General features: G+C 66.4%; 35 protein-coding genes, 1 pseudogene and 1 riboswitch. Of the genes and pseudogenes, 28 read left to right on the top strand and 8 right to left on the bottom strand.

What is annotated here, in order from left to right:
• Positions 1-8: 8 nt before the first annotated feature.
• Positions 9-896, top strand: coding sequence for a hypothetical protein (locus Q7J26_RS15530; RefSeq protein ID WP_304937275.1), 888 nt, complete (start codon positions 9-11; stop codon positions 894-896).
• Positions 897-902: 6 nt separating this feature from the next.
• On the opposite strand, the gene Q7J26_RS15525 is transcribed toward Q7J26_RS15530, so the two are convergent.
• Positions 903-1,244 (bottom strand): VOC family protein, encoded by a 342-nt coding sequence (locus tag Q7J26_RS15525; protein ID WP_304937274.1) that lies wholly within the window; start codon positions 1,242-1,244, stop codon positions 903-905.
• Positions 1,245-1,344: 100 nt separating this feature from the next.
• Between Q7J26_RS15525 and Q7J26_RS15520 the strand changes: the two genes are divergently transcribed.
• A complete protein-coding gene (locus tag Q7J26_RS15520) occupies positions 1,345-1,488 on the top strand; it encodes a hypothetical protein (RefSeq protein ID WP_304937273.1) in 144 nt (47 codons plus the stop codon).
• 8 nt (positions 1,489-1,496) lie between these two features.
• Here Q7J26_RS15520 and aroC read toward each other — a convergent pair whose 3' ends face one another.
• From aroC to Q7J26_RS15500, 4 genes are read right to left on the bottom strand one after another with little or no spacing between them, the layout of a single operon-like run.
• Entirely contained in the window at positions 1,497-2,582 is a 1,086-nt protein-coding gene (gene aroC / locus Q7J26_RS15515) for a chorismate synthase (protein WP_304937272.1), read from the bottom strand.
• A gap of 8 nt (positions 2,583-2,590) precedes the next feature.
• Complete coding sequence (locus Q7J26_RS15510) at positions 2,591-2,962, bottom strand: type II toxin-antitoxin system VapC family toxin (RefSeq protein ID WP_304937271.1); 372 nt, start codon at positions 2,960-2,962, stop codon at positions 2,591-2,593.
• Positions 2,959-3,162: a type II toxin-antitoxin system VapB family antitoxin gene (locus Q7J26_RS15505; protein WP_008258922.1), complete on the bottom strand. Its 204-nt coding sequence runs from the start codon at positions 3,160-3,162 to the stop codon at positions 2,959-2,961. The genes Q7J26_RS15510 and Q7J26_RS15505 overlap by 4 nt, the downstream gene beginning before the upstream one ends.
• A gap of 58 nt (positions 3,163-3,220) precedes the next feature.
• Positions 3,221-3,955: a DnaJ C-terminal domain-containing protein gene (locus Q7J26_RS15500; RefSeq protein ID WP_304937270.1), complete on the bottom strand. Its 735-nt coding sequence runs from the start codon at positions 3,953-3,955 to the stop codon at positions 3,221-3,223.
• Positions 3,956-4,135: 180 nt separating this feature from the next.
• On the opposite strand from Q7J26_RS15500, the gene pdxH reads away from it, so the two are divergent.
• Together pdxH and Q7J26_RS15490 are read left to right on the top strand one after the other, a co-directional pair.
• Positions 4,136-4,810 carry a pyridoxamine 5'-phosphate oxidase gene (pdxH, locus tag Q7J26_RS15495; protein ID WP_304937269.1) on the top strand — a complete coding sequence of 225 codons (675 nt, stop codon included), beginning with the start codon at positions 4,136-4,138 and terminating at the stop codon, positions 4,808-4,810.
• A 77-nt stretch (positions 4,811-4,887) separates the two neighbouring features.
• The gene (locus Q7J26_RS15490; protein WP_304937268.1) at positions 4,888-6,483 is read left to right on the top strand and encodes a carboxylesterase/lipase family protein; all 1,596 of its coding nucleotides are present in this window, start codon (positions 4,888-4,890) and stop codon (positions 6,481-6,483) included.
• A 10-nt stretch (positions 6,484-6,493) separates the two neighbouring features.
• Here the strand turns inward: Q7J26_RS15490 and Q7J26_RS15485 are convergent, their stop codons facing one another.
• On the bottom strand, positions 6,494-7,549 hold the full coding sequence (locus Q7J26_RS15485) for a L,D-transpeptidase (protein WP_304937267.1): 1,056 nt from the start codon (positions 7,547-7,549) through the stop codon (positions 6,494-6,496).
• Positions 7,550-7,594: 45 nt separating this feature from the next.
• Entirely contained in the window at positions 7,595-7,768 is a 174-nt protein-coding gene (locus Q7J26_RS15480) for a hypothetical protein (RefSeq protein ID WP_304937266.1), read from the bottom strand.
• A gap of 176 nt (positions 7,769-7,944) precedes the next feature.
• On the opposite strand from Q7J26_RS15480, the gene Q7J26_RS15475 reads away from it, so the two are divergent.
• From Q7J26_RS15475 to Q7J26_RS15465, 3 genes are all read left to right on the top strand, one after another.
• Positions 7,945-9,105: a GNAT family N-acetyltransferase gene (locus Q7J26_RS15475; RefSeq protein WP_304937265.1), complete on the top strand. Its 1,161-nt coding sequence runs from the start codon at positions 7,945-7,947 to the stop codon at positions 9,103-9,105.
• 10 nt (positions 9,106-9,115) lie between these two features.
• A complete protein-coding gene (locus Q7J26_RS15470) occupies positions 9,116-10,030 on the top strand; it encodes a transcriptional regulator (RefSeq protein WP_304937264.1) in 915 nt (304 codons plus the stop codon).
• An 84-nt stretch (positions 10,031-10,114) separates the two neighbouring features.
• Positions 10,115-11,005, top strand: a complete 891-nt coding sequence (locus Q7J26_RS15465) for a DUF2807 domain-containing protein (RefSeq protein ID WP_304937263.1) — start codon at positions 10,115-10,117, stop codon at positions 11,003-11,005.
• Positions 11,006-11,144: 139 nt separating this feature from the next.
• On the opposite strand, the gene Q7J26_RS15460 is transcribed toward Q7J26_RS15465, so the two are convergent.
• Positions 11,145-11,900, bottom strand: coding sequence for a porin (locus Q7J26_RS15460; protein WP_304937262.1), 756 nt, complete (start codon positions 11,898-11,900; stop codon positions 11,145-11,147).
• Positions 11,901-12,163: 263 nt separating this feature from the next.
• Positions 12,164-12,356: riboswitch (cobalamin riboswitch) on the top strand.
• A gap of 109 nt (positions 12,357-12,465) precedes the next feature.
• Between Q7J26_RS15460 and metE the strand changes: the two genes are divergently transcribed.
• From metE to Q7J26_RS15355, 21 genes and pseudogenes are all read left to right on the top strand, one after another.
• Positions 12,466-14,805, top strand: coding sequence for a 5-methyltetrahydropteroyltriglutamate--homocysteine S-methyltransferase (gene metE / locus Q7J26_RS15455; RefSeq protein ID WP_304937261.1), 2,340 nt, complete (start codon positions 12,466-12,468; stop codon positions 14,803-14,805).
• Entirely contained in the window at positions 14,802-15,569 is a 768-nt protein-coding gene (locus tag Q7J26_RS15450) for an acyl-CoA thioesterase (RefSeq protein ID WP_304937260.1), read from the top strand. Before metE ends, Q7J26_RS15450 begins: the two co-directional genes overlap by 4 nt.
• A 296-nt stretch (positions 15,570-15,865) precedes the next feature.
• Complete coding sequence (gene rpsJ, locus Q7J26_RS15445; protein WP_105563630.1) at positions 15,866-16,171, top strand: 30S ribosomal protein S10; 306 nt, start codon at positions 15,866-15,868, stop codon at positions 16,169-16,171.
• A gap of 21 nt (positions 16,172-16,192) precedes the next feature.
• Positions 16,193-16,942, top strand: a complete 750-nt coding sequence (gene rplC, locus Q7J26_RS15440; RefSeq protein ID WP_183194937.1) for a 50S ribosomal protein L3 — start codon at positions 16,193-16,195, stop codon at positions 16,940-16,942.
• On the top strand, positions 16,942-17,580 hold the full coding sequence (gene rplD, locus Q7J26_RS15435; protein WP_304937259.1) for a 50S ribosomal protein L4: 639 nt from the start codon (positions 16,942-16,944) through the stop codon (positions 17,578-17,580). Before rplC ends, rplD begins: the two co-directional genes overlap by 1 nt.
• Positions 17,580-17,882, top strand: coding sequence for a 50S ribosomal protein L23 (locus Q7J26_RS15430; protein ID WP_304937258.1), 303 nt, complete (start codon positions 17,580-17,582; stop codon positions 17,880-17,882). Before rplD ends, Q7J26_RS15430 begins: the two co-directional genes overlap by 1 nt.
• 4 nt (positions 17,883-17,886) lie before the next feature.
• Complete coding sequence (rplB, locus tag Q7J26_RS15425) at positions 17,887-18,723, top strand: 50S ribosomal protein L2 (RefSeq protein WP_304937257.1); 837 nt, start codon at positions 17,887-17,889, stop codon at positions 18,721-18,723.
• A gap of 2 nt (positions 18,724-18,725) precedes the next feature.
• The gene (gene rpsS, locus Q7J26_RS15420) at positions 18,726-19,004 is read left to right on the top strand and encodes a 30S ribosomal protein S19 (RefSeq protein ID WP_008262211.1); all 279 of its coding nucleotides are present in this window, start codon (positions 18,726-18,728) and stop codon (positions 19,002-19,004) included.
• A gap of 3 nt (positions 19,005-19,007) precedes the next feature.
• Positions 19,008-19,388, top strand: a complete 381-nt coding sequence (gene rplV, locus Q7J26_RS15415; protein WP_183194939.1) for a 50S ribosomal protein L22 — start codon at positions 19,008-19,010, stop codon at positions 19,386-19,388.
• A complete protein-coding gene (rpsC, locus tag Q7J26_RS15410) occupies positions 19,388-20,143 on the top strand; it encodes a 30S ribosomal protein S3 (protein WP_183194940.1) in 756 nt (251 codons plus the stop codon). Before rplV ends, rpsC begins: the two co-directional genes overlap by 1 nt.
• 3 nt (positions 20,144-20,146) lie before the next feature.
• Positions 20,147-20,587 (top strand): 50S ribosomal protein L16, encoded by a 441-nt coding sequence (gene rplP, locus Q7J26_RS15405; protein ID WP_008259917.1) that lies wholly within the window; start codon positions 20,147-20,149, stop codon positions 20,585-20,587.
• The gene (gene rpmC, locus Q7J26_RS15400) at positions 20,587-20,784 is read left to right on the top strand and encodes a 50S ribosomal protein L29 (protein WP_008263673.1); all 198 of its coding nucleotides are present in this window, start codon (positions 20,587-20,589) and stop codon (positions 20,782-20,784) included. The genes rplP and rpmC overlap by 1 nt, the downstream gene beginning before the upstream one ends.
• Positions 20,785-20,794: 10 nt before the next feature.
• Positions 20,795-21,037 (top strand): 30S ribosomal protein S17, encoded by a 243-nt coding sequence (rpsQ, locus tag Q7J26_RS15395; RefSeq protein WP_008262472.1) that lies wholly within the window; start codon positions 20,795-20,797, stop codon positions 21,035-21,037.
• A gap of 18 nt (positions 21,038-21,055) precedes the next feature.
• Complete coding sequence (gene rplN / locus Q7J26_RS15390) at positions 21,056-21,424, top strand: 50S ribosomal protein L14 (protein WP_003164378.1); 369 nt, start codon at positions 21,056-21,058, stop codon at positions 21,422-21,424.
• A gap of 1 nt (position 21,425) precedes the next feature.
• Entirely contained in the window at positions 21,426-21,734 is a 309-nt protein-coding gene (gene rplX / locus Q7J26_RS15385; protein ID WP_008263379.1) for a 50S ribosomal protein L24, read from the top strand.
• Positions 21,734-22,294 carry a 50S ribosomal protein L5 gene (rplE, locus tag Q7J26_RS15380; protein ID WP_183194943.1) on the top strand — a complete coding sequence of 187 codons (561 nt, stop codon included), beginning with the start codon at positions 21,734-21,736 and terminating at the stop codon, positions 22,292-22,294. Before rplX ends, rplE begins: the two co-directional genes overlap by 1 nt.
• A 19-nt stretch (positions 22,295-22,313) precedes the next feature.
• A complete protein-coding gene (gene rpsN / locus Q7J26_RS15375; RefSeq protein ID WP_008259854.1) occupies positions 22,314-22,619 on the top strand; it encodes a 30S ribosomal protein S14 in 306 nt (101 codons plus the stop codon).
• 15 nt (positions 22,620-22,634) lie between these two features.
• Complete coding sequence (rpsH, locus tag Q7J26_RS15370) at positions 22,635-23,033, top strand: 30S ribosomal protein S8 (RefSeq protein ID WP_008262310.1); 399 nt, start codon at positions 22,635-22,637, stop codon at positions 23,031-23,033.
• Between the two features lies 1 nt (position 23,034).
• Positions 23,035-23,568 (top strand): 50S ribosomal protein L6, encoded by a 534-nt coding sequence (gene rplF, locus Q7J26_RS15365; RefSeq protein ID WP_287928802.1) that lies wholly within the window; start codon positions 23,035-23,037, stop codon positions 23,566-23,568.
• A 3-nt stretch (positions 23,569-23,571) separates the two neighbouring features.
• Positions 23,572-23,928 carry a 50S ribosomal protein L18 gene (gene rplR, locus Q7J26_RS15360; RefSeq protein WP_154726238.1) on the top strand — a complete coding sequence of 119 codons (357 nt, stop codon included), beginning with the start codon at positions 23,572-23,574 and terminating at the stop codon, positions 23,926-23,928.
• Between the two features lie 12 nt (positions 23,929-23,940).
• A pseudogene (locus tag Q7J26_RS15355) lies at positions 23,941-24,201 on the top strand (30S ribosomal protein S5); the annotation flags it as partial.

Genomic DNA, 24,201 nt, shown 5'->3' with positions numbered 1-24,201 from the left:
GTCCGGCCATGGTCGTCATCGCTCTCGCCGCCGCTCTTGTGTCCGGGCAGGACACGTCCACGCCGCGTTCGGCCTCGGATCTGACGCGCGATCTGAACAGCGGACCGCCGTTCGCGACATCCGCCCCAAGCTCGGCGCCCGTTTCGGCCCCGACCCCGGCGCCTGCGCAGGTCGCCCCGGCCCCCGCAACTCGTCCTGCCCAGGCGGAGCCCGTCACACAGTCTGCGCCTGCGCCGCAGTCCTCGACCCTGACCCGCGACCTGAACAGCGCTCCGACCTCGACCGTCCGACCCGTGACGCCCGCAGCCCAGACGCCCGCAGCTCAGACCCCTGTGACCCAGCCGTCTGTGACGCCACCGCCTGCGCGGACCCCTGTCCGGCCGCCTTCGACCGCCCCCGTCGTCCAGCGACCCGCCAGCGCCGCGCCGGCGCCCGTGTTGCCGCAGGTCGCGCCGCGTCCGGCTCCCGTTCCGTCGCAGGCCCCAGCCCAGACGCCGTCAACGGTCGTTCCGCCTGCGCCGTCCGTCGAGCCGCAAGGGCTGGACGCTGCGGCCATGGCCGCCTTGCCCTTCACGCTGGATCTGCCGTCAGGGACCGTGCTGACCCAGTCGCGCGCCGGCGCCGACGCCCGGATCTACGCCGTCCGTCGCGGGGATACGGTCCTGGTCATGATCTACGCCGGTTCCGCCTCGCAGTTTCCCATCTATGACGGCCAGATGATCCAGGCCGGCGGACGGGCCTCCATCGTCGTGACCGAGGGCGGACGTCGCCTGGCCATTGAACATCTGTTCCAGCGGGCGACCGCGCCGCTGGAGATCCACGTCTGGGTGGCGTCGCCGGACGGCGCCGACCGCGAACAGGGTGAACGGATCGCCCAGTCGGTCGACGCCCGCTAGGCGATTTCAGTTCTCGGACCAGACCGCCATCTCGGTTCCGGCCGGATCGGCGAAATGGAACCGTCGCCCGCCGGGGAAGGCGTAGATCGGCTTCAGGATTTTGCCGCCCGCAGTCTCGACCTTGGCCTGCATGGCTTCCAGGTCGTGGGCGTAGAGGATGGGCAGGGGCGTCTTGGTCCTGTCGGCTTCGTCGGCGTCGAACCCGCCGTCCAGCCCCTGATCAAAGGCCGCATAGGACGGGCCGTAGTCCACGAAGGTCCAGCCGAAGGCCTGGCTGTAGAATTCCTTCGTCGCCGGCAGGTTTGCGGCGGGCAGTTCGAGATAGTCCAGCTTTCCGTCTTCACGCACGGTTGATCTCCTGGTTTGCGGCGCCACCGACGAACCCCTCTTGCACGCGGCCTCGACTTGCGCAAACCTGCAAACGGTTCGCAGTTGCAGGAGTCGAGCGATGATCGTGATGACCACGGGACTGTCGAGCCTGATGGCCCTGATGCGGCAGGATGAGAAAACGGCGGCTCCAACGGAGGCGCGCGCGCCTGTCCGTCCGGCCGTGGTTTCGGACGCTCAAAAGCCGCGCGCCCGACAGGGCTGATCTGTCCGTCAGCCCACCTGGGCGCGGTGGCGCAGGAAGGCGTCGGCCAGGACGCAGGCGGCCATGGCCTCGACCACCGGCACGGCGCGCAAGGCGACGCAGGGATCGTGACGACCCTTGGTGCGCAGGTCGGTCTCCTGGCCGTCGCGGGTGATGGTCTGGCGCGGCGTCAGGATGGAGGAGGTGGGCTTGAACGCCACCCGCGCCGTGACAGGCTGCCCCGTAGAAATCCCGCCCAGTACTCCGCCCGCATGGTTGGACAGGAAGACCGGCTGATTGTTCAGGTCCAGCCGCATCTGGTCGGCGTTCTCCTCGCCTGACAGTTCGGCGGCGTCGAATCCCGCGCCGATCTCCACGCCCTTGGCGGCGTTGATCGACATCAGGGCGCCGGCCAGTTCGGAATCCAGCTTGCCGTAGAGCGGCGCGCCCCAGCCGGCAGGCACGCCCGTCACCTCCAGGGCGACGACGGCGCCGATCGATGAGCCGGCCTTGCGGATCTCGTCCAGATAGGCCTCCCACGCGGAGACCACCGCGCTCGACGCGGCGAACAGGGGATTGTCGTGGACGGCGTCGAAATCTATGTCTTCAGGCGCGATCCGGTGCGGCCCGATCTGGACCACGCCGGCGCGGATCTTCACGCCGTCGCCCAACACCTTGCGCGCCACGGCCCCGGCCGCGACGCGGCAGGCTGTCTCGCGCGCCGATGACCGGCCGCCGCCGCGCGGATCACGGACGCCGTATTTGGTCTGATAGGTGAAGTCGGCGTGGCCCGGCCGGTAGGCGCGGGCGATCTCGCCATAGTCCTTGGATCGCTGGTCCTCGTTCTGGATCAGGATCGAAATGGGCGTGCCGGTGGTCACCGGGCCTTCGCCGTCGTCGAACACGCCCGACAGGATCTGGGCGGTGTCGCTCTCGCGCCTCTGGGTCACGAAGCGCGATCCGCCGGGCTTGCGCTGGTCCAGCCAGGGCTGAAGATCGGCCTCGGTCAGCGGGATCAGCGGCGGACAGCCGTCCACGACGCAGCCGATGGCCGGCCCATGGCTCTCGCCCCAGGTGGTCACGCGAAACAGATGGCCGAAGGTGTTGTGCGACATGGCGCAACCTAATGGTCGAGGACGGCGGCCAGGTCCAGTGTCCGGGCGGCGTCCTGTAGCCGACGATCCCGCGTCCACAGCCGCGCGCCGGGCGTCAGGCGGGTGGAGGCGAGGAGGTGAAGATCCAGATAGCCGACGCCAATCCCGAAAAGCCGGTTCTTTTCGATCAGGGTCAGCACCTCTTGATGCGAGGCGGCGACAGCGGTCGGCAGGAGTGACAACTGTGCGAGAAAGGCGCGGCGGTTGGCGAGGTTTACAGCGGCCAGTTCACCGATGATGGCGGGATGGCACAGGATGTTCTCGCCACGAAGCCGCTCAACCAGGGTCTGGTCTGTGGATCGCAGGTGCGCGATCCATACCGAACTGTCGGCCAGGATCATTCCTCGACCAACTCGGGGCGTCGCCGAGGCGCGGCTGTGGCTTTGGGGTCAGTTCCGCCCATGGCGGCCAGGCGACGCGCCGCCTCGCGGGCGACGAAGGCCTTCAGGGCTTCACGAATGATCGCGGACCGCTCGGACAGACCGGAGTATTCCGCCGCCATTTCCATCAGTTCGTCATCGAGCGTCACGGTGGTTCGCATGGCGTGCCTCATCAAAAACGTCACCAGATGATGCGCTCAATGACGCGGCGCTTCAAGATCAGGCCGCCAGCCGCTCCGGCGCCCAGGCGCGGGTGAACCGGACCAGCATATCCTCGGCGGCCGAGGGCGCTTCCGACGACGGGGTCAGGGTCACGAACAGATGGCCCGCCGGATGAGGGCCGCGCGCCGGCAGGCCCATGGACTTGAACCGCACCCGCGCCGGGGCCGTCATCTCGGGCGTGATCCAGGCCGAGCGGGGGCCTGCGTGGGTGTCGATCTCGACCCGGCCGCCTTCGTCCAGCAGGCGCGAGGGGGTGGGCCAGGTCATGAACAGGTCGTCGCCCATGACCCAAAGCCCGTCCTCGGGTCGGATCAACACAGCCAGATACAGGTCCGAACCGTCCGTCGCGCCGCCGCGCAGCCGCAGATGCTCGCCCGTGCGCAGCCCCGCCGGGACGGCGACCCGAACCGTGCGCGCGCCCAGCCTGAGTTCGACCCGCGCGCCGGCCAGCGCCTGCATCGGGCTGAGCCCTAGCACCGGCCTGGGCGCGGGGCGTTCGACGGGCGGGGCCAGGCTGGGGCGGGCGGGGGAATGGGCCTGGATCAGGCGATAGGCTGCGATCACCCGCCGGAACCGTTCGGCGTCCCCCCCGGCCTGGTCCGGGCGCGCCGCCTTCACCGCTGCCCGGAAGGCGGCTTTCAGGGCGGCGGCGTCGGCCGCGCCGTACAGACCCAGGGTCGACAGGGCTTCGCGGACGGCGGCGGCCTCGGATGTGGAACGGATGGCGCTCATTGCCCTACCGTTCGCGCCTTAGGGTCAATGCCGGGTTAACTTAACTTTTTGGGGCTGCCGCGCTTCGCGCGACTTGAGGCCATTCATGTTGGGCTACCGCGCTTCGCGCTACTTGAGCCTGGTGCGGTCGTTTTGATCCCGATCATTTCCACCGTCTCGCGCCCGCGCTAAGCCAGTTGCATGAACACACCCGTGATCCCCCCCAGCCCGTCGCGTGAAGACTATGCGCGCGACTATGCCGCCGCCCTGGCCGCCAATGGCGACGAGACCATCTTTGACCGGGCCGAACCCGTCGGCCTGTTCGTCGAATGGCTGGCCGAGGCGCGGGCGCATGAGGTCAATGATTCCAACGCCATGACCCTGTCCACGGTGGACGCCGACGGCATGCCCGACGCCCGCATCGTCCTGCTGAAGGACGTGGATGGGCGCGGCTTCACCTTCTATTCCAACCGCGAGAGCGCCAAGGGTCTGGAGCTTGACGCCCGTCCGGTCGCCGCCCTGACCTTTCACTGGAAGTCGCTGCGGCGTCAGGTGCGGGTGCGCGGCGCGGTAGAGCCGGTCACCAAGGAAGAGGCCGACGCTTATTTCGCCAGCCGCGCCCGCGAGAGCCGGGTCGGCGCCTGGGCCTCGGACCAGTCGCGTCCGCTGGACGCGCGCGAAACCCTGGAAGCCGCCGTGGCGCGCGAAACCGCCCGGTTCGAGGGCGACGAGGTGCCGCGCCCCGAACACTGGACCGGCTGGCGGGTGACGCCGCAGAGCGTCGAGTTCTGGCGCGACCGTCCGTTCCGCCTGCACGACCGGTTGCGCTTCACGCGCGACGGCGACGCCTGGACACGCCAACGTCTCTGGCCTTGATGTCGCGGCCGTTCGGCGCGAACGAAACGCTCAGGCTTCGGCCGCGTTAAGCTCGCTCGTCTCGGCCAAGGGTCTTCATGCGTTTTTTGCCGCTTTTGTTCGCGTCTCTGCTGCTTGCGGCCTGCGCCACCCATCCCGGCAAGGTCGATCATGTCCGGTTCGCCGGCGACGCCCGGTCCGTGCTGGCGACGACCCAGGCCGGGACGGTGCGCGGCGTTCAGGGCGCAGGGGTGCGCGCCTTTCTGGGGGTGCCCTTCGCCCGTCCGCCGGTCGGCGACCTGCGCTGGCGCGCACCCCAGCCGGTTCAGGCCTGGCCCGGCGTGCGCGATGCGACCCGTCTGGGGTCCGACTGCACCCAGGCCATCGGGCGCAAGGCCATTCTGGGCGGGGGCGGCGGGATCGTCGTCGGGTCCGAGGACTGTCTGTATCTGAACATCTACGCCCCGGCCGGAGACGCCGCCAAGCCTCGGCCGGTGATGGTCTATATTCCCGGCGGCGCCTTCACCATCGGTTCGGGCGCCAACTATGATCCGTCGAAACTGGCCGCCGATCAGGATCGGGTGGTCGTCACCCTGAACTATCGCCTCGGCGCTATCGGCTGGTTGGCCCATCCGCAGTTTCAGGCCGAGGGCGAAGGGTTCGGCGGCAATTTCGGCCTGATGGACCAGCAGGCGGCCCTGCAATGGGTGCATCAGAACATCGCGGCCTTCGGCGGCGATCCGGCCAATGTCACCCTGTTCGCAGAGAGCGCGGGGGCTTGGACGGCGTGTTATCTGATGGCCTCGCCGAAATCCGAGGGCCTGTATCAGCGCGTCATTATGCAGAGCGGCGGTTGTCTGGAGCCGTCGTCGCTGGTCAGCGCAGAAGAGGCGGCCAGGACCGGGCCTATGTTTGCGGAAAATCTGGGCTGCGGCGGCGCCGATCAGGTCGACTGCCTGAAGGCATTGCCGGCCTGGCGACTGTCGCGCGCGCCGTCGCTGCGGGCGGGGATCAACGGGCCGGGGTCGTGGGGACCGGTCCATACCGACGCGACCGTGCCGGAAAACCCCGCCCTGGCGATCCATGAGGGCCGGTTCACCCGCGTGCCGGTCATCGTCGGCACGAATCTGGACGAGGGGCGGCTGTTCGCCAACGAGGTCAAGGACATGGATCGCTACCAGAAGGAGACGATCTGGATGTACGGCGATGTCGGTCCGCGCGTGCTGGACCGTTACCCGGTCGGTCCCGACGGTCCCGCCTACGCCATCGCCACGAACTTCACCGACCAGAGGTTCGCCTGTCCGTCCCAGGCCCTGCGCCGACAGTTGTCCCGCTATGTGCCGGTCTGGGGATATGAGTTCGCGGATCGCGACGCGCCCTTCATCCTGCCGGACTGGCTGGTCGGCCTGGACCTGGGCGCCTATCACGCCAGCGAACTGGCCTATGTGTTCGGGACCAGTTGGGTCTTCACCGATGTGAAGCGGTTCACGCCCCAGCAAAAGGCCCTGTCGGATCGGATGCAGCGGCTATGGGCCGGCTTTGGTCAGGCCGACTTCGGCGCTGAATGGCCCCGCGTCGAGGGTGCGGGGCCGGTGCGGGTGTTCACGGCCCAGGGCGACCGACTGGATCCGGACTTCTTCAGCCGCCACCACTGCGACTTCTGGGACGGAACGCCTTTCGGCGCGGTTCACTGATCGGCAGGGATCAGGTGAACCGCACGGTCACGCCCGGTTTGACCTTGTCGGCCAGCATCCAGGCGTCCCAGTTGGTCAGGCGGACGCAGCCGTGCGAGGCGGTCTTGCCGACCAGATGCGGGTCGGGCGTGCCGTGAATGCCGTAGCTGGGCTTGTTCAGGTCGATCCAGACCACGCCGACCGGATTGTTCGGTCCTGGTTTCACCACCACCTTGCGGCCCACGTCGCCGTAGCTGAGCTTGGAGGGATCATAAGTGTAGTCGGGATTGCGGGCGACGCCGTTGACCTTGACCGTGCCGGTCGGCGTCGGATTGTCGCCGCTGCCGATGGTGGCCGGGAAATAGGCGATCAGCTTGCCGTCAGCCGCGAAGGCCTTGACCGACCCCTCGGCCTTGTCGACCTCGATATGATCCACCTCGGCGGGCAGGGGCGTGGTGTTCACCGCCGGAACAAGCAGGGGCTGACCGACACGGTTGAAGTCTGCGCCCGGATTCATCGCCCGCAGCAGGCTCTCAGTCACGTGGAACCGTTCGGCCAGGGCCTCGACGATATTGGCGTATCCCATGGCGGCCGCCTCGCTCTGGGCCACCAGATCGGTCGGAACTACGCCGATATAGGGGCCGGCCACGTCCTGCTGGGTGATCCGATAGGTCGAGGTCACGGCGCCGATCCCCACGGCGCGAAGCCGGCCCATGATGTCGGCGTCCAGTTCGCCGGTGACGGGCAGACCCTGCGCCTCCTGGAAGGCCGAGATCGCCTGACGCATGTTCGAGCCCGCCAGTCCGTCGATGGCGCCGGGGGAGAAGCGCGCCCGTTCCAGCAGGACCTGGGCGCGGATCAGGGCGGGTTCCGGTTGAGCCGGATTTTGCGCCGTCGTCGCGGGCGCGTCGGGAGCGGGCGGCGAATAGGCGCTGTTTTCGATGGCGTCGCGCGACAGTGGGCCGGACTGTGCGACTTCGGCGGCGGGGGGCGTCGCCGACTCTCGGTCATTGTCGGCGGGCGGGGAACAGGCGGCCAGGGTCAGGATAGAAAGACCGGAGGCGAGGCAGGCGAAACGGCGGTTCATTAAGAAGCTTTCGGACGCGATAGAGGAGGGCGGGCGGGCCTAGACTCAGTTCTCTTCGCCCGTCGCGGGATCCGTCGCCGTTTCGCCCGAGTTGCTGGAGCCTTCCGACCCCTTGGGTTCGGTCGCGGGACGCGGCGGTTCGCCGTTTTGGTCCTTACGCAGATTTTCATTCTCAACCGAGCGATCGTCGGGCCGCTCTTCGGGGCGTGCGTCTGTCATGTCAGGTTCCTCACGGAGCAGGTCTCCGAAAGGTGGAACGCGCGCCGGCCGGCGCGGCTCCCTGGTGCGGCGATATCATCCTGTTCACCATGCCGATGAACCGTACCGAAACGGGGCAGGGGGCAGGGTTAAAGTCTGGAACGACCCTTGCTCTATAGGGACGGATGGGGACGCGGATGGCTGATACGCTACAGGTGGAGATCATGAAGGCGGAGGCGTTGGACGCCGCCGCGATCGCCCTGTGGCGCGACTGGACGGCGACCAATCCGGCCCTGACCAGTCCCTATTTCCGCTGGGACTATACGCAGATCGCCGCTTGCGTCTGTCCGGGCGCGGCCGTGGCCGTGTTTCGGCGCGGCGGTCGGGTCGTCGGCTTCTTCCCGCATCAGAAACGCGGTGGATCGGTGCAGCCGCTGGGCGCGCCGATGAACGACTATCACGGCGTGATCGCCGCCGAGGGCGAGACCATCACCCTGGAACAGGTGGCGCATTTGCTTCATGCGCGTCGGTTGAACGTCCCCGGCTGGATCGGTGCGGCCGAGACGGGCCAGGCGCGTGAGACGGTTCAGGTCGTCATGCCGGATCCCGGCTTCGACGCCTGGTACGCTGAACGTCGCTCGACCTTCGGCAAATATTTCAAGGACAAGGAACGGGCCCGTCGCAGCCTGGAGGCCGAACTGGGCCCCGTTCGGGTCGAACGCGGCCTGCACGACCCGGCCCTGCTGGATCAGTTGATCGACCTGAAGGCGGCGCAGTATCGCCGCTCGGGCCTGCACGACATCTTCGCCTGCGGCTGGACGCGCGACCTGCTCCACGCCCTGATGGCGGATCCCCGGCCCGACTTCGGAGCCTCGATGGCGGCCATGCATGCCGGGGACAAGCTGGTGGCGATCGAGTTCTCGCTCCATGCCGGCCGGCATTATCATTTCTGGTTCCCGGTCTATGAGCCCAGCCTGGCCCGTTGCTCGCCGGGGATACTGCTGAGCATGGACACCATGCGCCTGGCCTCGGCCGAGGGATTCCGGGTGTTCGACTTCGGGTTCGAGGGCGAGAGCTACAAGAAGTATTTCGTCAACGCCCGCCAGACGGTGCGCGAGGCGGTTGTGATGCGGCCCGGCCTGACCCAGGCCCTGGGCGACGCAGCGGTGGGCGTGCTGGACAAGGCGGGCGGTCGCGGCGAGGCGCTGCGGGCGTCGCTGCGCCGTCGCTGGTCCACCATCGAGGCCTGCGAGGCCTCGCCGGTCGGGCGCCTGCGCGGCGCGGCCGTCGCGGTTCGGTCCGCCGTCAGCAAGGCCGCCGCCCGCAAGAAGACGCCCGCGCGTGTCGCCCATGTCTGAGGATACGATCATGAGCGACCGCCGCACCCGCTATCCCGGCCCCATCGCCGAGGCCAAGACCCATCCGCACAGCCTGGTCGAACAGGGCTTCGCCGAGGACGCCGCCCTGGCCGCCGTGCTGGACCGATATCCGGCCGAACTGTTCGACATCAACCTGTACGACTACGACGACGCGGGCCAGGTGTCCTTGCGCACCGGCGCGCGTGGGCGGCTGTCGGGCGAGGACCTGTTGGAGGCGATCAAACAGGGGCGGCTCTGGGTCAATCTGCGCGGGGTCGAGACGGCCTGGCCCGAGCTGTGGGCTGCGGCGATGAAGGATTTCGCCGCCATCCAGGCGACCTATCCGGGCCTGCGAGCGGTGCGGAACGCGGGCCAGTTGATCCTGTCCTCGCCCAAGGCGCGGGTGCCCTATCATTTCGATGCGGCGGGGGTGGTGCTGTTTCACCTGCGCGGGCGCAAGCGGCTGTTCGTCTATCCGGGCGACGAGCGGCATCTGCCCGAGCGCAGCATGGAACAGGTCGTCGCGCGCCAGACGACGGAGGAACTGCCCTATGATCTGGCGTTCGAGAACGAGGCCCAGGTCATGGACCTGGAGCCCGGCCGCGCCCTGACCTGGCCGCTGTACGCGCCGCACCGGGTGGAGAACCTGGATCGGTTCTGCGTCAGCCTGTCGATGGATTTCCAGACCTGGCCGTCGCGGTTCCGAAACGGCGCGCTGTTCACCAACGCCGTGATCCGCAGCCGGGGCGGTCGGCCGCGCTACACCGACGGCATGGCGACGCCGGAACTGGCGGCGCGCTGGGTCGCGTCGCTGGCTCTGAAACGAGTCGGGGCGATGAAGAGCCAAATCGCGACCTTCGAGCGCGACTTCCAACCCGAGGTCGGGGCTGAAGACGGGGCGGGCGCATTGAGCGCCGCCCGTTAATTCGAGTTCATGACCTCGAGTTAAAATGACTCGCGGGCGGCCAGGGCGCACCTTTTCCTCATAGTCGGGAAAGGGAACACCTCCATGAAAACCGCTCTGATCGCCGCTGCCGCCGTCGCCGCCCTGACGGGTCTGGCCGCCGCCGCGCCCGCCTCGGCAGGCGAAGTCGAGATCCGCAACGCCGTGGCGCGCGTGGTCGTCATCGTCGAGGATCGCTCGGACATCGCCGTCGAGGTGACGCAGGGCCGGTCACGGCTGCCGGCCGTACAGGTGCGTCGCAACGGCCGCGACGTGGAGATCGACGGCGGACTTCGCCGCAATGGCTTCTGGGGCGGCAACACCGCCATTCGCAACTGCAACCCCGGCCGCGCCGACGCCGCCCAGCCCGGCCAGGGCGCGACGGTCGAGGTGCGCGACCTGGGGCGCATCCGGCTGGAGGACGCCCCCTTGATCATCCTGCGCACGCCGCGGAACGTGGATGTCAGCGCCGGGGGCGCCGTCTTCGGCGCCGTGGGCCGCGGCGCGCGCTCGGTCGAACTGGACAGCGGCGGCTGCGGCGCCTGGACCATCGCCAATGTGGACGGCGACCTTGAACTGGGCGTCGGCGGTTCGGGCTCGATCCGGGCCGGGACATCGCGGACGCTGGACGCCAGCGTGGGCGGATCGGGCTCGATTTCGGCCGGCGGCACCGGCGACCTCAAGGTCGCTGTCGGCGGTTCGGGCAATGTGGAGGTCGCCGGCGCCAATGGTCAGGGCGACATCTCCATCGGCGGCTCAGGCGGGGTGAACGTCCGCCAGGGGCGGATGGACAAGCTGTCGGTCGCCATCGGCGGGTCCGGCGGCGTCCGCTACGGCGGAACCACCCGCGACCTCAGCGTCGCCATCGCCGGCTCGGGCGACGTCCGCGTCGCCGCCGCCACAGGCTCCGTGTCCCGCTCCGTCGTCGGGTCCGGGACGCTTCATATCGGGCGTTAAGACCCGTATCTCGCCGCGAGAGGAGAGGCCCCCGGTCGTGGAACCCCGGGGGCCTTTTTCGTGCGTCGAGCCAGACAAGACAAAGCCCCGGCGGATTGCTCCGCCGGGGCTCTTCTCATCCCGTAAGGGAGGCCGTTGCTTACAGGCCGCCCAGGGCGCTGACGATGGACGTGACGCCCAGGCTTGCGCCGGCGCGGTCACGCGCTTGCAGACCGCCGCCGAAGCTGTAGCGAACGCCCAGCGACCAGGTGTCGACGTCGAGCGAGTCGATGTCGGCGCGGGTGTAGGAAGCGCCGACCGAGAACGGGGTGTTCTCGATTTCGTACTCGGCGCCGACGCCGTAGGTCCAGGCGTCCAGATCGCTGCCGGCCAGATCGACGTTGTTGTAGCTGACGCCGGCGTTCAGACGCAGGTTCGGCATGACATAGAAGGCGGCGTCGCCGCCGACGGTCCAGATGTCGGCGTCGCTGTCGTCCGACGTGGTGTAGGCGACTTGACCGGTCAGGGTCGCGTTCGACAGGTACTTCTGGGCTTCGGCGCCGACGGTCCAGATGGTGTCGTTGCCCGTACCGATGCCGTTGGCGGCGACGAAGGCGCCGGCGCGGACGTCCGAGGCCCACATCTTGGTCAGGTGAGCGGCGGCGGCGCCGGTGGTGTCTTCTTCACCATAGGCCTTGGTGTAGTCGATCGCGCCGTTCAGGGTCACGGTCCAGTCGGCGGCCGGCAGGGCGACCGTGCCGTCCACGGTCCAGACGTCGGCGTCGGCGTCATCGGCGCCGGTGTCGAACGACGGGTTGGAATAGGTGACGCCGACCGAACCGATGGCGTCCTGGGCGAAGGCCGGGGCGGCGAACAGGGTGGCGGCGGCGGCCGAGGCGAGGAGGATCGTCTTCATTTTCTTTTGTCCTTAGCAGTCTGTGCCCGGATGGGGGTCCGGAGAGGGCGGCTGCTACCAGTCGGCGGCCAAAGCTGAGCAATAAACCGTCGTTACATAAGTGTCTTGAAACTGACATGTGGCCCATTCGCCACGCCTTGTGGTCGGAATGTGTCACTTGCAGGCGTTTCCTGCGGCAAGGGGTTAATGGCCGGCAATCACATAATCATATAAGCATATCCTTATATGTATTGACGGCCGTGCGTCCTTGCGCTCATGTGCCGGAGTCGTGGTCTGCACGCGGTCTTCGGATCGCGTGGAGCTAAGAGGGAAGCCGGTGTGAAACCGGCGCTGCCCCCGCAACTGTAAGCGGCGAGTCGAGGGTCCATCTCGTGTCACTGGCGTTCGCGCCGGGAAGGCCGGACCCGAGGCGTCGACCCGTGAGCCAGGAGACCTGCCCCGACAGATAACGTCCTCCGGCGGGGTGTCCGGTCAGGCCGCATGCGCGCCGCCGGACCCTGCACGTCCGCGTCGGCGTCCGCGCGACCCTGTCCGAAACCTGGCCACAACACAGGTTTCGAATGTCATGACCCGCCACACCGTCCAGGTCGCCACCCTCGGCTTTCCCCGCATCGGCCCCAAGAGAGAACTGAAGACCGCGCTTGAGGCCTATTGGGCCGGCAAGATCGATGCGGACGCCCTGCTGTCCACCGCCGCCGACCTGCGCGCACTGACCTGGGCCCGTCAGCGCGATCTGGGCGCCGACATCGTGCCGTCGAACGACTTCTCTCTTTATGACCAGGTGCTGGACCTGACCGCCATGGTCGGGGCTGTGCCCGCCGCCTATGGCTGGAGCGGAGATCGGGTCGATCTGGCGACCTATTTCGCCATGGCTAGAGGGTCGCGAGGCGACGCCCAGGTCTGCGAACACGGCCATGTCCACGGCGGCGGCGAGGGCGTGCCGGCGATGGAGATGACCAAATGGTTCGACACCAACTACCATTATCTCGCGCCCGAGTTCACCGCCGACCAGGTCTTCGGACTGGGCTCGACCAAGGTCCTGGACGAGTATCTGGAAGCCAAGGGCCAGGGAATCGACACGCGGCCTGTGTTGCTGGGGCCGGTCAGCTATCTGCTGCTGGGCAAGACGCGCGGGGGCGACTTCGACGTCCTCAGCCTGCTTCCCCGTCTGCTGCCGGTCTATGCCGAGGTGCTGCGATCGCTGGCGCGCGCGGGCGCGACCTGGGTGCAGATGGACGAACCCTGCCTGGTCACGGATCTGAGCGACGAGGCCAAGGCCGCCTATGATCACGCCTATCGCGTGCTGGCCGATGTGACGCCGCCGATCAAGCTGATGCTGACCCCCTATTTCGGGGCGCTGGGCGACAATCTGGACACGGCGTTGAAGCTGCCGGTGCATGGCCTGCACCTCGACCTGATCCGCGCCCCGGAGCAACTGGCTCCGATCGCCTCGGCCCTGCGTCCCGATCAGGTGTTGTCGCTGGGCGTCATCGACGGCCGTAATGTGTGGAAAGCCGATCTGAACGCCGTGCTGGACCGGGTCGAGCCCCTGGTCGCCTCGGGCCGCCGGGTGGTTCTGGCGCCGTCCTGCTCACTGCTGCACACACCCATCGATCTGGAGCGTGAGACGGCGCTCGAGCCCGAGATCAAGAACTGGCTGGCCTTCGCCGTGCAGAAGGTGGCCGAACTGGCGACCCTGGCCCGCGCCTTGAACCAGGGCCGCGATGCGGTGAAGGCTGAACTGGACGCCTCGACCGCCGCCGTCGCCTCGCGCCGCACCTCGCCCCGCATCAATGATCCGAAGGTCCAGGCGCGCGCCGCTGACGCCGACCCGGCCCTGTCGAACCGCACCTCCAGCTTCGAAATCCGGCGCACTGTGCAGCAGCGGCGGCTGAACCTGCCCGCCTATCCCACCACCACCATCGGCTCCTTCCCCCAGACGTCCGAGGTTCGGAAGGCGCGCGCCGACCACGGCAAGGGCGTCATCGACGACGGCGCTTACGCCGCCTTCCTGCGCGAAGAGACGGCGCGGACAGTGAAATGGCAGGAAGACCTGGGTCTGGACGTGCTGGTCCACGGCGAGTTCGAGCGCAACGACATGGTCCAGTATTTCGGCGAGCAGTTGTCCGGCTTCGTCTTCACCAAGGCCGCCTGGGTCCAGTCCTATGGCTCGCGCTGCGTCCGCCCGCCGATCATCTTTGGCGACGTCGCGCGGCCCAAGCCGATGACGGTGGAGTGGTGGCGCTATGCTCAATCCCTGACCGACCGGCCGATGAAGGGGATGCTGACCGGGCCGGTGACGATCCTGAACTGGTCCTTCGTGCGCGACGACCAGCCGCGCAGCGAGACCTGCCGCCAGATCGCCTTCGCCATCCGTGACGAGGTGACCGATCTGGAAACCGCCGGCGCCGCTGTGATCCAGATCGACGAGGCGGCCCTGCGTGAGGGCCTGCCCCTGCGCCGCGCCGACTGGGCGGCCTATCTGGACTGGGCGGTCGAGTGTTTCCGCATCACCGCCTCGGGCGTGCGGGACGAAACCCAGATCCACACCCACATGTGCTATTCCGAGTTCAACGACATCATCCAGTCCATCGGGGCCATGGATGCCGACGTCATCTCCATCGAGACCTCGCGGTCCAGGATGGAGCTGCTCGACGCCTTCTCCGACTATCGCTATCCGGCCGAGATCGGCCCGGGCGTCTATGACATCCACTCGCCGCGCGTGCCGTCGGTGGATGAGATGGCGGCCCTGCTGACGGCGGCGGCGGGCAAGCTGCCGGCGGACCGGCTGTGGGTGAACCCGGACTGTGGCCTGAAGACCCGCGGCTGGCCCGAGACCGAGGCGGCGCTGACCAATATGGTCTCGGCCGCGAAGACCGCGCGCCGGGAGGCCGTCGGCGGGTGAGCGTCACACTTATAGATATGGTGTTCCCTGGGGACGCCAATCACCACGGCACCTTGTTCGGGGGCGTCGGTCTGGCGCACCTGGACAAGGTCGCCTTCCTGGCCGCCGCGCGTCATGCGCGGCGGCACACGGTCACGGCGGGCTGCGAGCGGATCGACTTCGCCGCTCCCGCCCGGATCGGCGAAATGGTCGAGGCGACAGGGCGGGTGGTGCGCGTGGGCCGCACCTCCATGGGGGTCGAGGTCGAGCTATGGGCCGAGGCGCCGGTCAGCGGCGAGCGTCGCCTGTGTACGCGCGGCTTGTTCAACATGGTGGCTCCGCGCGAGGCAGGGCAGGGCGATCTGCCAGCGCTTCCTGCGGAAGACGAGGCGCTGGGGGACGGCTGGCTGCGGGCGGTCGAGATGGTCTTCCCGACCTGGACCAACCACTATGGCACCCTGTACGGCGGCGACGCCCTGAAGCTGATGGGCAAGGCCGCCTTCATCTGCGCCACGCGACGGGCGCGTGCGGTCATGGTCATGGCGGCGTCGAACCGCATCGACTTCTCGTCGCCTATAAGAGAAGGAGACATGATCGAACTGGCGTCGCGCGCCACGCGGGTCGGCCGCTCCTCCGTCACTATAGAGGTGGAACTGTGGGCCGAGGCCCTGTTGACCGGCGACCGACGGCGGTCGGCTGTGGCCGAATTCGTTATGGTGGCGGTCGATGAGGCGGGGCGATCTGCGCCGATTTCGAAGGCTGCGGCGACGCTGGAACCGGCCTGACGGAATCCTGTCGCCGCCACGGTTTCGCCGCTTGACGAAAATGGAATCGGTAGGCATAAGCCCCACTCTTGTTGGACCGGCTGTGCATCCCCGGATGCAGACGCGGTTCGCAGGAACGACCTGAGACCCTGTTCTTTGCAGTGACCCAGGACTTTAGCGGCCTTCGCAGGCGACTGCGTGGGCCGATCGTTTTTGCGGATTTGCGTTCCCTGAGGGCTTTTTGCCCGAAGGCCTTCGGTCTTTGAAATGGTTCACAGGGACGCGGTCCTCCGACCGCATTGGAAGTAAGCACCGATATGGATCAAAGCATCCGCATCAGGCTCAAGGCCTTTGATCATCGCGTCCTCGATTTCTCGACGCGCGAGATCGTCAATACAGCCAAGCGCACCGGCGCGACCGTTCGCGGTCCGATTCCGCTGCCGACCCTGATCGAGAAGTTCACCGTGAACCGCTCGCCGCACGTCGATAAGAAGTCGCGTGAGCAGTTTGAAATCCGCACGCACAAACGCGTGCTCGACATCATCGACCCCACCCCGCAGACCGTGGACGCGCTCATGAAGCTCGACCTGTCCGCCGGTGTGGACGTCGAGATCAAGATTTAAAGTAGAAAGAGGCGGGATCCGATGCGCACGGGCGTGATCGCCAAGAAGCTGGGCATGACCCGCGTGTTCGCCGAAGACGGCGCGCACGTACCGGTCACTGTGCTTCAGCTCGACGGCTGCCAGGTCGTCGGCCAACGTACCCAGGAGCGTGACGGTTACGTCGCCCTCCAGCTGGGCGCTGGCACGAAGAAGGCTAAGAACACCAACAAGGCTCAACGCGAGACCTTCGCCAAGGCGGAAGTCGAACCGAAAGCCTATGTCACCGAGTTCCGCGTCGATGCGGACGGTCTGCTGGACGTGGGGGCCGAGCTTTCGGCTGAACACTTCGTTGTGGGTCAGAAGGTCGATATCCAGGGCGAGACCATTGGTAAGGGTTTCGCCGGCGCCATGAAGCGCTGGAACTTCGGCGGCCTGCGCGCCACGCACGGTGTTTCGCTGTCGCACCGTTCGCACGGTTCGACGGGTAACCGTCAGGACCCGGGTCGGACCTTCCCTGGCAAGAAGATGGCCGGTCACTACGGGACCGAAACCGTCACCACTCAGAACCTGACCGTCGTCCGCGTGGACGCCGAGCGTGGCCTGATCCTGATCAAGGGCGCTGTCCCCGGTCATGACGGCAGCTACGTCAAGGTTCGTGACGCCATCAAGAAGGCTCGTCCGGCTGACGCCCCGTTCCCGGGTGCGCTGAAGTCGAGCAAGTCTGCTGCTCAACCCGCCTCGACCCCGGCTGAAGAAGCCCCCGTCGAAGCGACCGAAGGCGGTGAAGCGTAATGAAACTCTCTGTCATCCAACTCGACGGCAAGGCCGCTGGCGACGTGGAACTGTCGGACGCCGTCTTCGGCATCTCCGACATCCGCGGCGACATCCTGGCCCGCACCGTCAACTGGCAACTGGCCAAGCGCCGCGCCGGTACGCACAAGGTTCAAACCCGCAACGAGAACTCTCGTACGGGTAAGAAGATGTACAAGCAAAAGGGCACCGGCGGCGCTCGTCACGGTTCGCGCCGTGCACCGCAGTTCGTCGGCGGTTCGCGCGCCTTTGGTCCGGTCGTTCGCGACCACGGCTTCTCGCTGCCGAAGAAGATCCGCGCGCTTGCTCTGCGTCACGCCCTGTCCTCCAAGGCCAAGTCCGGCGACCTGATCATCGTGGACACCATCTCGGTCAAGGAAGCCAAGACCGCCTCGCTGCGCGAGACGCTCGGCAAGCTGGGCTGGACCAAGGCTCTCATCATCGCGGGTCCCGAAGTCGACACGAACTTCGGCCTGGCCGCACGCAACATCCCGCACATCGACGTGCTGCCGAACGCCGGCCTGAACGTCTATGACATCCTGCGGGCTGATAAGCTGGTGCTGACCAAGGCCGCTATCGAGGCGATCGAGGCCCGCTTCAGCGATAAGGAAGCCGCGTAATGGCCGCTCAACCTACCGCCAAGCACTACGACACGATCCTCTCGCCGATCATCACCGAGAAGGCCACGATCCTGTCCGAGCAGAACAAGGTCGTCTTCCGCGTCGCCGACACGGCGACCAAGGACGAGATCGCCGCGGCGGTCGAAAGCCTGTTCAAAGTCAACGTCCTGAAGGTCAACACCTTGGTTCAAAAGGGCAAGACCAAGCGCTTCCGGGGTATCCTGGGTCGCCGGGTCGACATCAAAAAAGCGATCGTGACCCTGGCCGACGGCCAGTCGATCGACGTAACCACGGGGCTCTGATCAGATGGCCTTGAAACATTACAATCCGACCTCGCCGGGCCGTCGCGCCCTCGTGCTGGTCGACCGTTCGGAGCTCCACAAGGGCCGTCCGGAAAAGTCGCTGACCGAAGGCCTGACCAAGTCGGGCGGACGCGGGCAGGGCGGTCGCATCGCGGTCCGCTTCCGTGGCGGCGGCGCCAAGACCCTGTACCGCAAGATCGACTTCAAGCGTCGTAAGTGGGACATGGTCGGCACGGTCGAGCGTCTGGAATACGATCCGAACCGCACGGCCTTCATCGCCCTCGTGACCTACGAAGACGGCGAGAAGACCTACATCATCGCGCCGCAACGCCTTAAGGCCGGCGACACGGTGATCGCGGGCGAAAAGACCGACGTGAAGCCGGGCAACGCCATGCCGCTTCGTTCGATGCCGGTGGGTACGATCATCCACAACATCGAGATGAAGCCGGGCAAGGGCGCTCAGCTGGCTCGCTCGGCCGGCGCCTACGCTCAGCTGGTGGGTCGCGATCAGGGCTACGCCCAGATCCGTCTCGGCTCGGGCGAACTGCGCATGGTCCTGGACGGCTGCATCGCCACGGTGGGCGCGGTTTCGAACCCCGACCACATGAACCAGAACCTGGGCAAGGCCGGTCGCAAGCGTCACATGGGCTTCCGCCCGCACGTCCGCGGCGTCGCCATGAACCCGATCGACCACCCGCACGGTGGTGGTGAAGGCCGGACCTCTGGCGGTCGCACCCCGGTCACGCCGTGGGGCAAGGACACCAAGGGCTCCCGGACCCGCAAGAACAAGGCTTCGGACAAGTTCATCATCCGTACCCGCCACGTTAAGAAGGCTCGCTAAGAATGGCCCGCTCCTCCTGGAAAGGCCCGTTTGTCGACGGGTATCTGCTCAAGAAGGCCGACGCCGTTCAAACGTCGGGCCGCAAGGACGTGATCAAGACCTGGTCGCGCCGCTCCACCATCCTGCCGCAGTTCGTCGGTCTGACGTTCGGCGTCCATAACGGTCAGAAGCATGTGCCCGTGTCGGTCTCTGAAGAGATGGTCGGCATGAAGCTCGGCGAGTTCGCCCCGACCCGGAACTTCCCGGGTCACGCGGCGGACAAGAAGGCCAAAAGGAAGTAACTGATGGCCCAGACCAAGAACATTCGTCGGGTCGCCCCGACCGAGGCCCGCGCCAAGCTGGTCAACATACGCATCAGCCCCCAAAAGCTGGGCCTGGTCGCCGCATCGATCCGCGGCATGCCGGTCCAGAAGGCGCTGAACGAGCTGGAATTCAGCCGTAAGCGTATCGCGACCGACGTCCGCAAGGTCCTGTATTCGGCGATTTCGAACGCTGAGAACAACCACAACCTCGACATCGACAACCTCGTCGTCGCCGAGGCCTATGTGGGCAAGAACCTGGTGATGAAGCGTTTCGCGAGCCGCGCTCGTGGTCGTTCGTCGCGCATCCTGAAACCGTTCAGCGAGATCACTATCGTGGTCCGTGAAGCCGGCGAGGCCGCCTGATGGGTCAGAAAATCAATCCGATCGGTCTGCGCCTCGGCGTGAACCGTACGTGGGACAGCCGTTGGTTCGCCGCCGGCGCCGACTACTCCCGCCTGCTGCACCAGGACCTGAAGCTGCGCGAGTGGCTGCGGGAACGTCTGGCCGCCGCCGGCGTGTCGCGCATCATCATCGAGCGCCCGCACAAGAAGTGCCGCATCACCATCTACGCCGCCCGTCCGGGCGTCGTGATCGGTAAGAAGGGCGCTGACATCGAGAAGCTCCGCAAGGACATCTCGGCCCGGACCGAAGGCGAAGTTCACCTGAACATCATCGAAGTCCGCAAGCCGGAAACCGATGCGCAGCTGATCGCCGAGAACATCGCCCAGCAGCTCGAGCGTCGCGTGGCTTTCCGCCGCGCCATGAAGCGCTCGATGCAGTCGGCCATGCGTCTGGGCGCCAAGGGCATCCGGATGAACGTCTCGGGTCGTCTGGGCGGTGCGGAAATCGCGCGGATGGAATGGTATCGCGAAGGTCGCGTGCCGCTTCACACCCTGCGCGCCGACATCGACTACGGCTTCTACGAAGCCAAGACGACCTACGGCATCATCGGCGTGAAGGTCTGGGTGTTTAAGGGTGAAGTGCTCGAGCACGATCCGATGGCCCAGGACAAGCGTTGGGCCCAGGAAGCGTCGGGTCCGTCCTCGAACGAAGGCCGCGAACGCGGCGGCCCCCGTGGCGACCGCGGTCCGCGTCGCGACCGGGGACGTGAGAACTAAGTCATGTTGCAACCGAAGAAGACCAAGTACCGCAAGGCCTTCAAGGGCCGCATCCACGGCTCGGCCAAGGGCGGCTTCTCGCTGAACTTCGGGTCGTACGGCCTGAAGACGCTGGAGCCGGAACGCATCACTGCGCGTCAGATCGAAGCGGCTCGCCGCGCGATCACCCGCCAGATGAAGCGCCAGGGCCGCGTCTGGATCCGCGTCTTCCCCGACCTGCCCGTCACGGGCAAGCCGGCCGAAGTCCGGATGGGTAAGGGCAAGGGCGCCGTGGACCACTGGGCCGCGCGTTGCCACCCCGGCCGCATCCTGTTTGAAATCGACGGCGTGACGGACGAAGTGGCCCGTGAAGCGCTCCGTCTCGGCGCCGCCAAGCTGCCGGTCCGCACCAAGGTCGTGACCCGTATCGACGCCGGCGTCGCCCATGTCGAGGTAGCCGCCTGATGACCAAGATCGCCGATCTGCGGTCGCAAACGACCGATCAACTGTCCGACGAGCTGCTGAAGCTCAAGAAGGAACAGTTCAACCTGCGCTTCCAAGCGGCCACCGGCCAAATGGAAAAAACCCACCGCGTGGGTGAAGTGCGCAAAGACATCGCCCGCATCTCGACGCTTCTGCGCGAGAAGCGTGCGGCCTCGTAAGGAAACGAATATGCCCAAGCGAATTCTCGAAGGCGTGGTCGTGTCCGACAAGGGCGAAAAGACCGTCGTCGTGAAGGTGGAGCGCACGCTGCTTCACCCTGTTCTGAAGAAGATCGTTCGTCTTTCGAAGAAGTATCACGCGCACGACGAAGCCAACGCGCTCAAAGTCGGCGACATCGCTCGCATCGTCGAGTGTGCCCCGAAGTCCAAGTTGAAGCGCTGGGAAGTCCTTTCCAACGCCTCCGCCTCGTAATCAGAAGGATCTGATCTTATGATCCAGATGCAAACTAACCTGGAAGTGGCCGATAATTCGGGCGCCCGCCGGGTCATGTGCATCAAGGTGTTGGGCGGCTCCAAGCGCCGCTACGCCTCGATCGGCGACACAATCGTCGCCTCCGTGAAGGAAGCCATCCCGCGCGGCCGTGTGAAGAAGGGCGACGTTGTTCGCGCCATCGTCGTGCGCACCGCCAAGGACATCCAACGCAAGGACGGCTCGGTCATTCGTTTTGACAAGTCGGCCGCCGTCATCGTCAACAAGCAGAACGAGCCTGTCGGCACGCGGATCTTCGGCCCGGTTCCTCGCGAACTGCGCGCCAAGAACCACATGAAGATCATCTCGCTGGCTCCGGAGGTCCTGTAACATGGCCGCCAAGATCAAGAAGGGCGACCGCGTCGTCGTCCTCACCGGCAAGGACAAGGGCCGCACGGGCAACGTGCTGAAGGTCCTGCCTACCGAAAACCGCGTCCTGGTTGAAGGCGTCAACATGGTTCAGCGCCACACGCGCCCGAGCCAGGCTGACCCGCAGGGCGGCATCAAAAACAAGGAAGCCTCGCTTCACCTGTCGAACGTCGCGATCGCCGACGCCAACGGCAAGGCGACCCGCGTCGGCTTCAAGATCGATGGGGACACCAAGGTCCGCATCGCCAAGACGACGGGAGACGTCATCTGATGGCTACCGAGAAGTACACCCCGCGCCTCAAGGGCGAGTACCAGGCGCGCATCCGCCAGGTGCTGAAGGAACAGTTCGGTTATACGAACGAAATGCAGGTGCCCAAGCTGGACAAGATCGTCCTGAACATGGGCATCGGCGAAGCCGTCGCGGACTCCAAGAAGGCGAACGCCGCCCTCAAGGATCTGACGGCCATCGCCGGTCAGAAGGCCGTCGCCACCAAGGCCCGTAACTCCATCGCCGGCTTCAAGCTGCGTGAAGGCATGGTCATCGGCGGCAAGGTCACCCTGCGCGGCGACCAGATGTACGAGTTCCTGGACCGGTTCATCACGATCGCGCTGCCGCGCGTGAAGGATTTCCGTGGTCTGAAGGGCACGTCGTTTGACGGTCGCGGCAACTACGCCACCGGTCTGAAGGAACACATCGTGTTCCCGGAAATCAACTACGACCAGATCGACCAGATGTGGGGCATGGACATCATCGTCTGCACCACGGCCAAGACCGATGAGGAAGCCAAGGCTCTCCTCACCGAGTTCAAGTTCCCGTTCGTGAAGAACTGAGCGGGAAGGGAAGAGAACAATGGCTAAGAAGAGCGCCGTAAACCGCAACGAAGCCGTCAAGGCCCTGGTTGCGAAGTATGCCGCGAAGCGGGCCGCCTTGAAGGCGACCGCCAACGACGAAAACCTGCCGCTTGAGGAGCGTTTCGATGCGCGCCTGAAGCTGGCTGAACTGCCGCGCAACTCCGCGCCGACCCGTATTCGCAACCGTTGCGAAGTGACCGGTCGTCCGCGTGCGTTCTATCGCAAGCTCAAGATGAGCCGGATTGCGCTGCGTGAACTCGGCAACCAGGGCCAGATCCCTGGCCTGACCAAGTCCAGCTGGTAAGGGGAGCGAACAGACATGATGATCAACGATCCCCTGAGCGACATGATCGCTCGCATCAAGAACGCGGCGACCCGCAAGCGTTCCAAGGTGCTGACCCCCGCTTCTCGTCTGCGCCAGCGCGTCCTCGACGTGCTGCAGGACGAAGGCTACATCCGCGGCTACAACCTGGTTCAGAACCCGGGTGAGTTTCCGCAGTTCGAGATCGAGCTGAAGTACTTCGACGGTCAGCCCGTCATCGCCGAGATCGCTCGCGTGTCCAAGCCGGGCCGCCGCGTCTATTCGGCGATCGGCGATCTGAAGCCCGTCAAGAACGGCCTCGGCATCTCGATCCTCTCGACTTCGAAGGGCGTCATGTCCGACGCTTCTGCCCGCGACGCCAACGTCGGCGGCGAAGTCCTCTGCAGGGTCTACTGATATGTCCCGTATTGGCAAGAAAACCATCGCTGTTCCGAAGGGCGTGACTGTCACGCTCGACGGTCAGACCGTCGTCGTGAAGGGCCCCAAGGGCGAGAGCTCCTGGACCGTCGCCGAAGAAATCGAAGTCACCCGCGAAGGCGACGAACTGTCGCTGGGCCTGCGGTCGGACACGCAACGCGGTCGCGCGATGTGGGGCCTGTCGCGGACGCTGGTCGACAACATGGTCGTCGGCGTCACCACGGGCTTCGAAAAGTCGCTTGAGCTGGTCGGCGTGGGTTACCGCGCCGCGATGAAGGGCGACGCCCTTTCGTTGCAGCTCGGCTTCTCGCACGAAGTCGACATCGTTCCGCCGGCCGGCGTCAGCTTTGCTGTTCCGAAGCAAACCGAGATCAAGATCCTCGGTTCGGACAAGCAGGCCGTCGGTCAGATCGCCTCGGTCATCCGCAAGCTGCGTCCGCCGGAGCCCTACAAGGGCAAGGGCGTCCGTTACGCGGGCGAGAAGGTCCGTCGCAAGGAAGGCAAGAAGAAGTAAGTCATGGCTCTTTCTCTTCGACAACAAGCCAAGCGCCGCTCGGAGCGCACTCGCCGTCGCCTGAAGGCTGTCGCCAACGGTCGTCTGCGTCTGTCGGTCTACCGTTCGGACAAGAACATCTCGGCCCAGATCATCGACGACGCCCAAGGCGTGACCGTCGCCTCGGCCTCGTCGCTGGAAGGCGGCAAGGGCAAGCGCGGGTCGGACACGGCCGCGGCCGCTGCGATCGGCAAGCTGATCGCCGAACGCGCCATCGAGAAGGGCGTCAAGGACGTCGTCTTCGACCGTGGCGAGTACATCTATCACGGCCGGGTCAAGGCGCTGGCGGAAGCCGCGCGCGAAGCCGGCCTGAACTTCTAAGGGACGCGAAGCATGGCGCATCAACCCCAGCGCGGCGGCGGCGGCAACGATCGCAACCGTCGTGACAATCGCAACGGTCCCGCTGTCGACGGTCCGGATTCGGACATCGTCGAGAAGCTGGTTCACATCAACCGCGTTGCGGCCACCGTCAAAGGCGGCCGCCGGTTCTCCTTCGCCGCCCTGATGGTCGTCGGCGACGGCAAGGGCCGCGTCGGCTTCGGTCACGGCAAGGCGCGTGAAGTGCCGGAAGCCATCCGTAAGGCGACCGAAGAA

It is taken from the genome of Brevundimonas sp. (assembly GCF_030656255.1).
Taxonomy (GTDB): Bacteria; Pseudomonadota; Alphaproteobacteria; order Caulobacterales; family Caulobacteraceae; genus Brevundimonas.
This window is presented reverse-complemented; position numbering and strand designations above follow the sequence as displayed.

Bases quoted from the DNA above. Each gene is read 5' to 3' on its own strand.
- Q7J26_RS15530 (WP_304937275.1), top strand. From the start codon at position 9: ATGGTCGTCATCGCTCTCGCCGCCGCTCTTGTGTCCGGGCAGGACACG.
- Q7J26_RS15520 (WP_304937273.1), top strand. From the start codon at position 1,345: ATGATCGTGATGACCACGGGACTGTCGAGCCTGATGGCCCTGATGCGG.
- aroC (WP_304937272.1), bottom strand. From the start codon at position 2,582: ATGTCGCACAACACCTTCGGCCATCTGTTTCGCGTGACCACCTGGGGC.
- Q7J26_RS15510 (WP_304937271.1), bottom strand. From the start codon at position 2,962: ATGATCCTGGCCGACAGTTCGGTATGGATCGCGCACCTGCGATCCACA.
- Q7J26_RS15505 (WP_008258922.1), bottom strand. From the start codon at position 3,162: ATGCGAACCACCGTGACGCTCGATGACGAACTGATGGAAATGGCGGCG.
- Q7J26_RS15500 (WP_304937270.1), bottom strand. From the start codon at position 3,955: ATGAGCGCCATCCGTTCCACATCCGAGGCCGCCGCCGTCCGCGAAGCC.
- pdxH (WP_304937269.1), top strand. From the start codon at position 4,136: ATGAACACACCCGTGATCCCCCCCAGCCCGTCGCGTGAAGACTATGCG.
- Q7J26_RS15490 (WP_304937268.1), top strand. From the start codon at position 4,888: ATGCGTTTTTTGCCGCTTTTGTTCGCGTCTCTGCTGCTTGCGGCCTGC.
- Q7J26_RS15485 (WP_304937267.1), bottom strand. From the start codon at position 7,549: ATGAACCGCCGTTTCGCCTGCCTCGCCTCCGGTCTTTCTATCCTGACC.
- Q7J26_RS15480 (WP_304937266.1), bottom strand. From the start codon at position 7,768: ATGACAGACGCACGCCCCGAAGAGCGGCCCGACGATCGCTCGGTTGAG.
- Q7J26_RS15475 (WP_304937265.1), top strand. From the start codon at position 7,945: ATGGCTGATACGCTACAGGTGGAGATCATGAAGGCGGAGGCGTTGGAC.
- Q7J26_RS15470 (WP_304937264.1), top strand. From the start codon at position 9,116: ATGAGCGACCGCCGCACCCGCTATCCCGGCCCCATCGCCGAGGCCAAG.
- Q7J26_RS15465 (WP_304937263.1), top strand. From the start codon at position 10,115: ATGAAAACCGCTCTGATCGCCGCTGCCGCCGTCGCCGCCCTGACGGGT.
- Q7J26_RS15460 (WP_304937262.1), bottom strand. From the start codon at position 11,900: ATGAAGACGATCCTCCTCGCCTCGGCCGCCGCCGCCACCCTGTTCGCC.
- metE (WP_304937261.1), top strand. From the start codon at position 12,466: ATGACCCGCCACACCGTCCAGGTCGCCACCCTCGGCTTTCCCCGCATC.
- rpsJ (WP_105563630.1), top strand. From the start codon at position 15,866: ATGGATCAAAGCATCCGCATCAGGCTCAAGGCCTTTGATCATCGCGTC.
- rplC (WP_183194937.1), top strand. From the start codon at position 16,193: ATGCGCACGGGCGTGATCGCCAAGAAGCTGGGCATGACCCGCGTGTTC.
- rplD (WP_304937259.1), top strand. From the start codon at position 16,942: ATGAAACTCTCTGTCATCCAACTCGACGGCAAGGCCGCTGGCGACGTG.
- Q7J26_RS15430 (WP_304937258.1), top strand. From the start codon at position 17,580: ATGGCCGCTCAACCTACCGCCAAGCACTACGACACGATCCTCTCGCCG.
- rplB (WP_304937257.1), top strand. From the start codon at position 17,887: ATGGCCTTGAAACATTACAATCCGACCTCGCCGGGCCGTCGCGCCCTC.
- rpsS (WP_008262211.1), top strand. From the start codon at position 18,726: ATGGCCCGCTCCTCCTGGAAAGGCCCGTTTGTCGACGGGTATCTGCTC.
- rplV (WP_183194939.1), top strand. From the start codon at position 19,008: ATGGCCCAGACCAAGAACATTCGTCGGGTCGCCCCGACCGAGGCCCGC.
- rpsC (WP_183194940.1), top strand. From the start codon at position 19,388: ATGGGTCAGAAAATCAATCCGATCGGTCTGCGCCTCGGCGTGAACCGT.
- rplP (WP_008259917.1), top strand. From the start codon at position 20,147: ATGTTGCAACCGAAGAAGACCAAGTACCGCAAGGCCTTCAAGGGCCGC.
- rpmC (WP_008263673.1), top strand. From the start codon at position 20,587: ATGACCAAGATCGCCGATCTGCGGTCGCAAACGACCGATCAACTGTCC.
- rpsQ (WP_008262472.1), top strand. From the start codon at position 20,795: ATGCCCAAGCGAATTCTCGAAGGCGTGGTCGTGTCCGACAAGGGCGAA.
- rplN (WP_003164378.1), top strand. From the start codon at position 21,056: ATGATCCAGATGCAAACTAACCTGGAAGTGGCCGATAATTCGGGCGCC.
- rplX (WP_008263379.1), top strand. From the start codon at position 21,426: ATGGCCGCCAAGATCAAGAAGGGCGACCGCGTCGTCGTCCTCACCGGC.
- rplE (WP_183194943.1), top strand. From the start codon at position 21,734: ATGGCTACCGAGAAGTACACCCCGCGCCTCAAGGGCGAGTACCAGGCG.
- rpsN (WP_008259854.1), top strand. From the start codon at position 22,314: ATGGCTAAGAAGAGCGCCGTAAACCGCAACGAAGCCGTCAAGGCCCTG.
- rpsH (WP_008262310.1), top strand. From the start codon at position 22,635: ATGATGATCAACGATCCCCTGAGCGACATGATCGCTCGCATCAAGAAC.
- rplF (WP_287928802.1), top strand. From the start codon at position 23,035: ATGTCCCGTATTGGCAAGAAAACCATCGCTGTTCCGAAGGGCGTGACT.
- rplR (WP_154726238.1), top strand. From the start codon at position 23,572: ATGGCTCTTTCTCTTCGACAACAAGCCAAGCGCCGCTCGGAGCGCACT.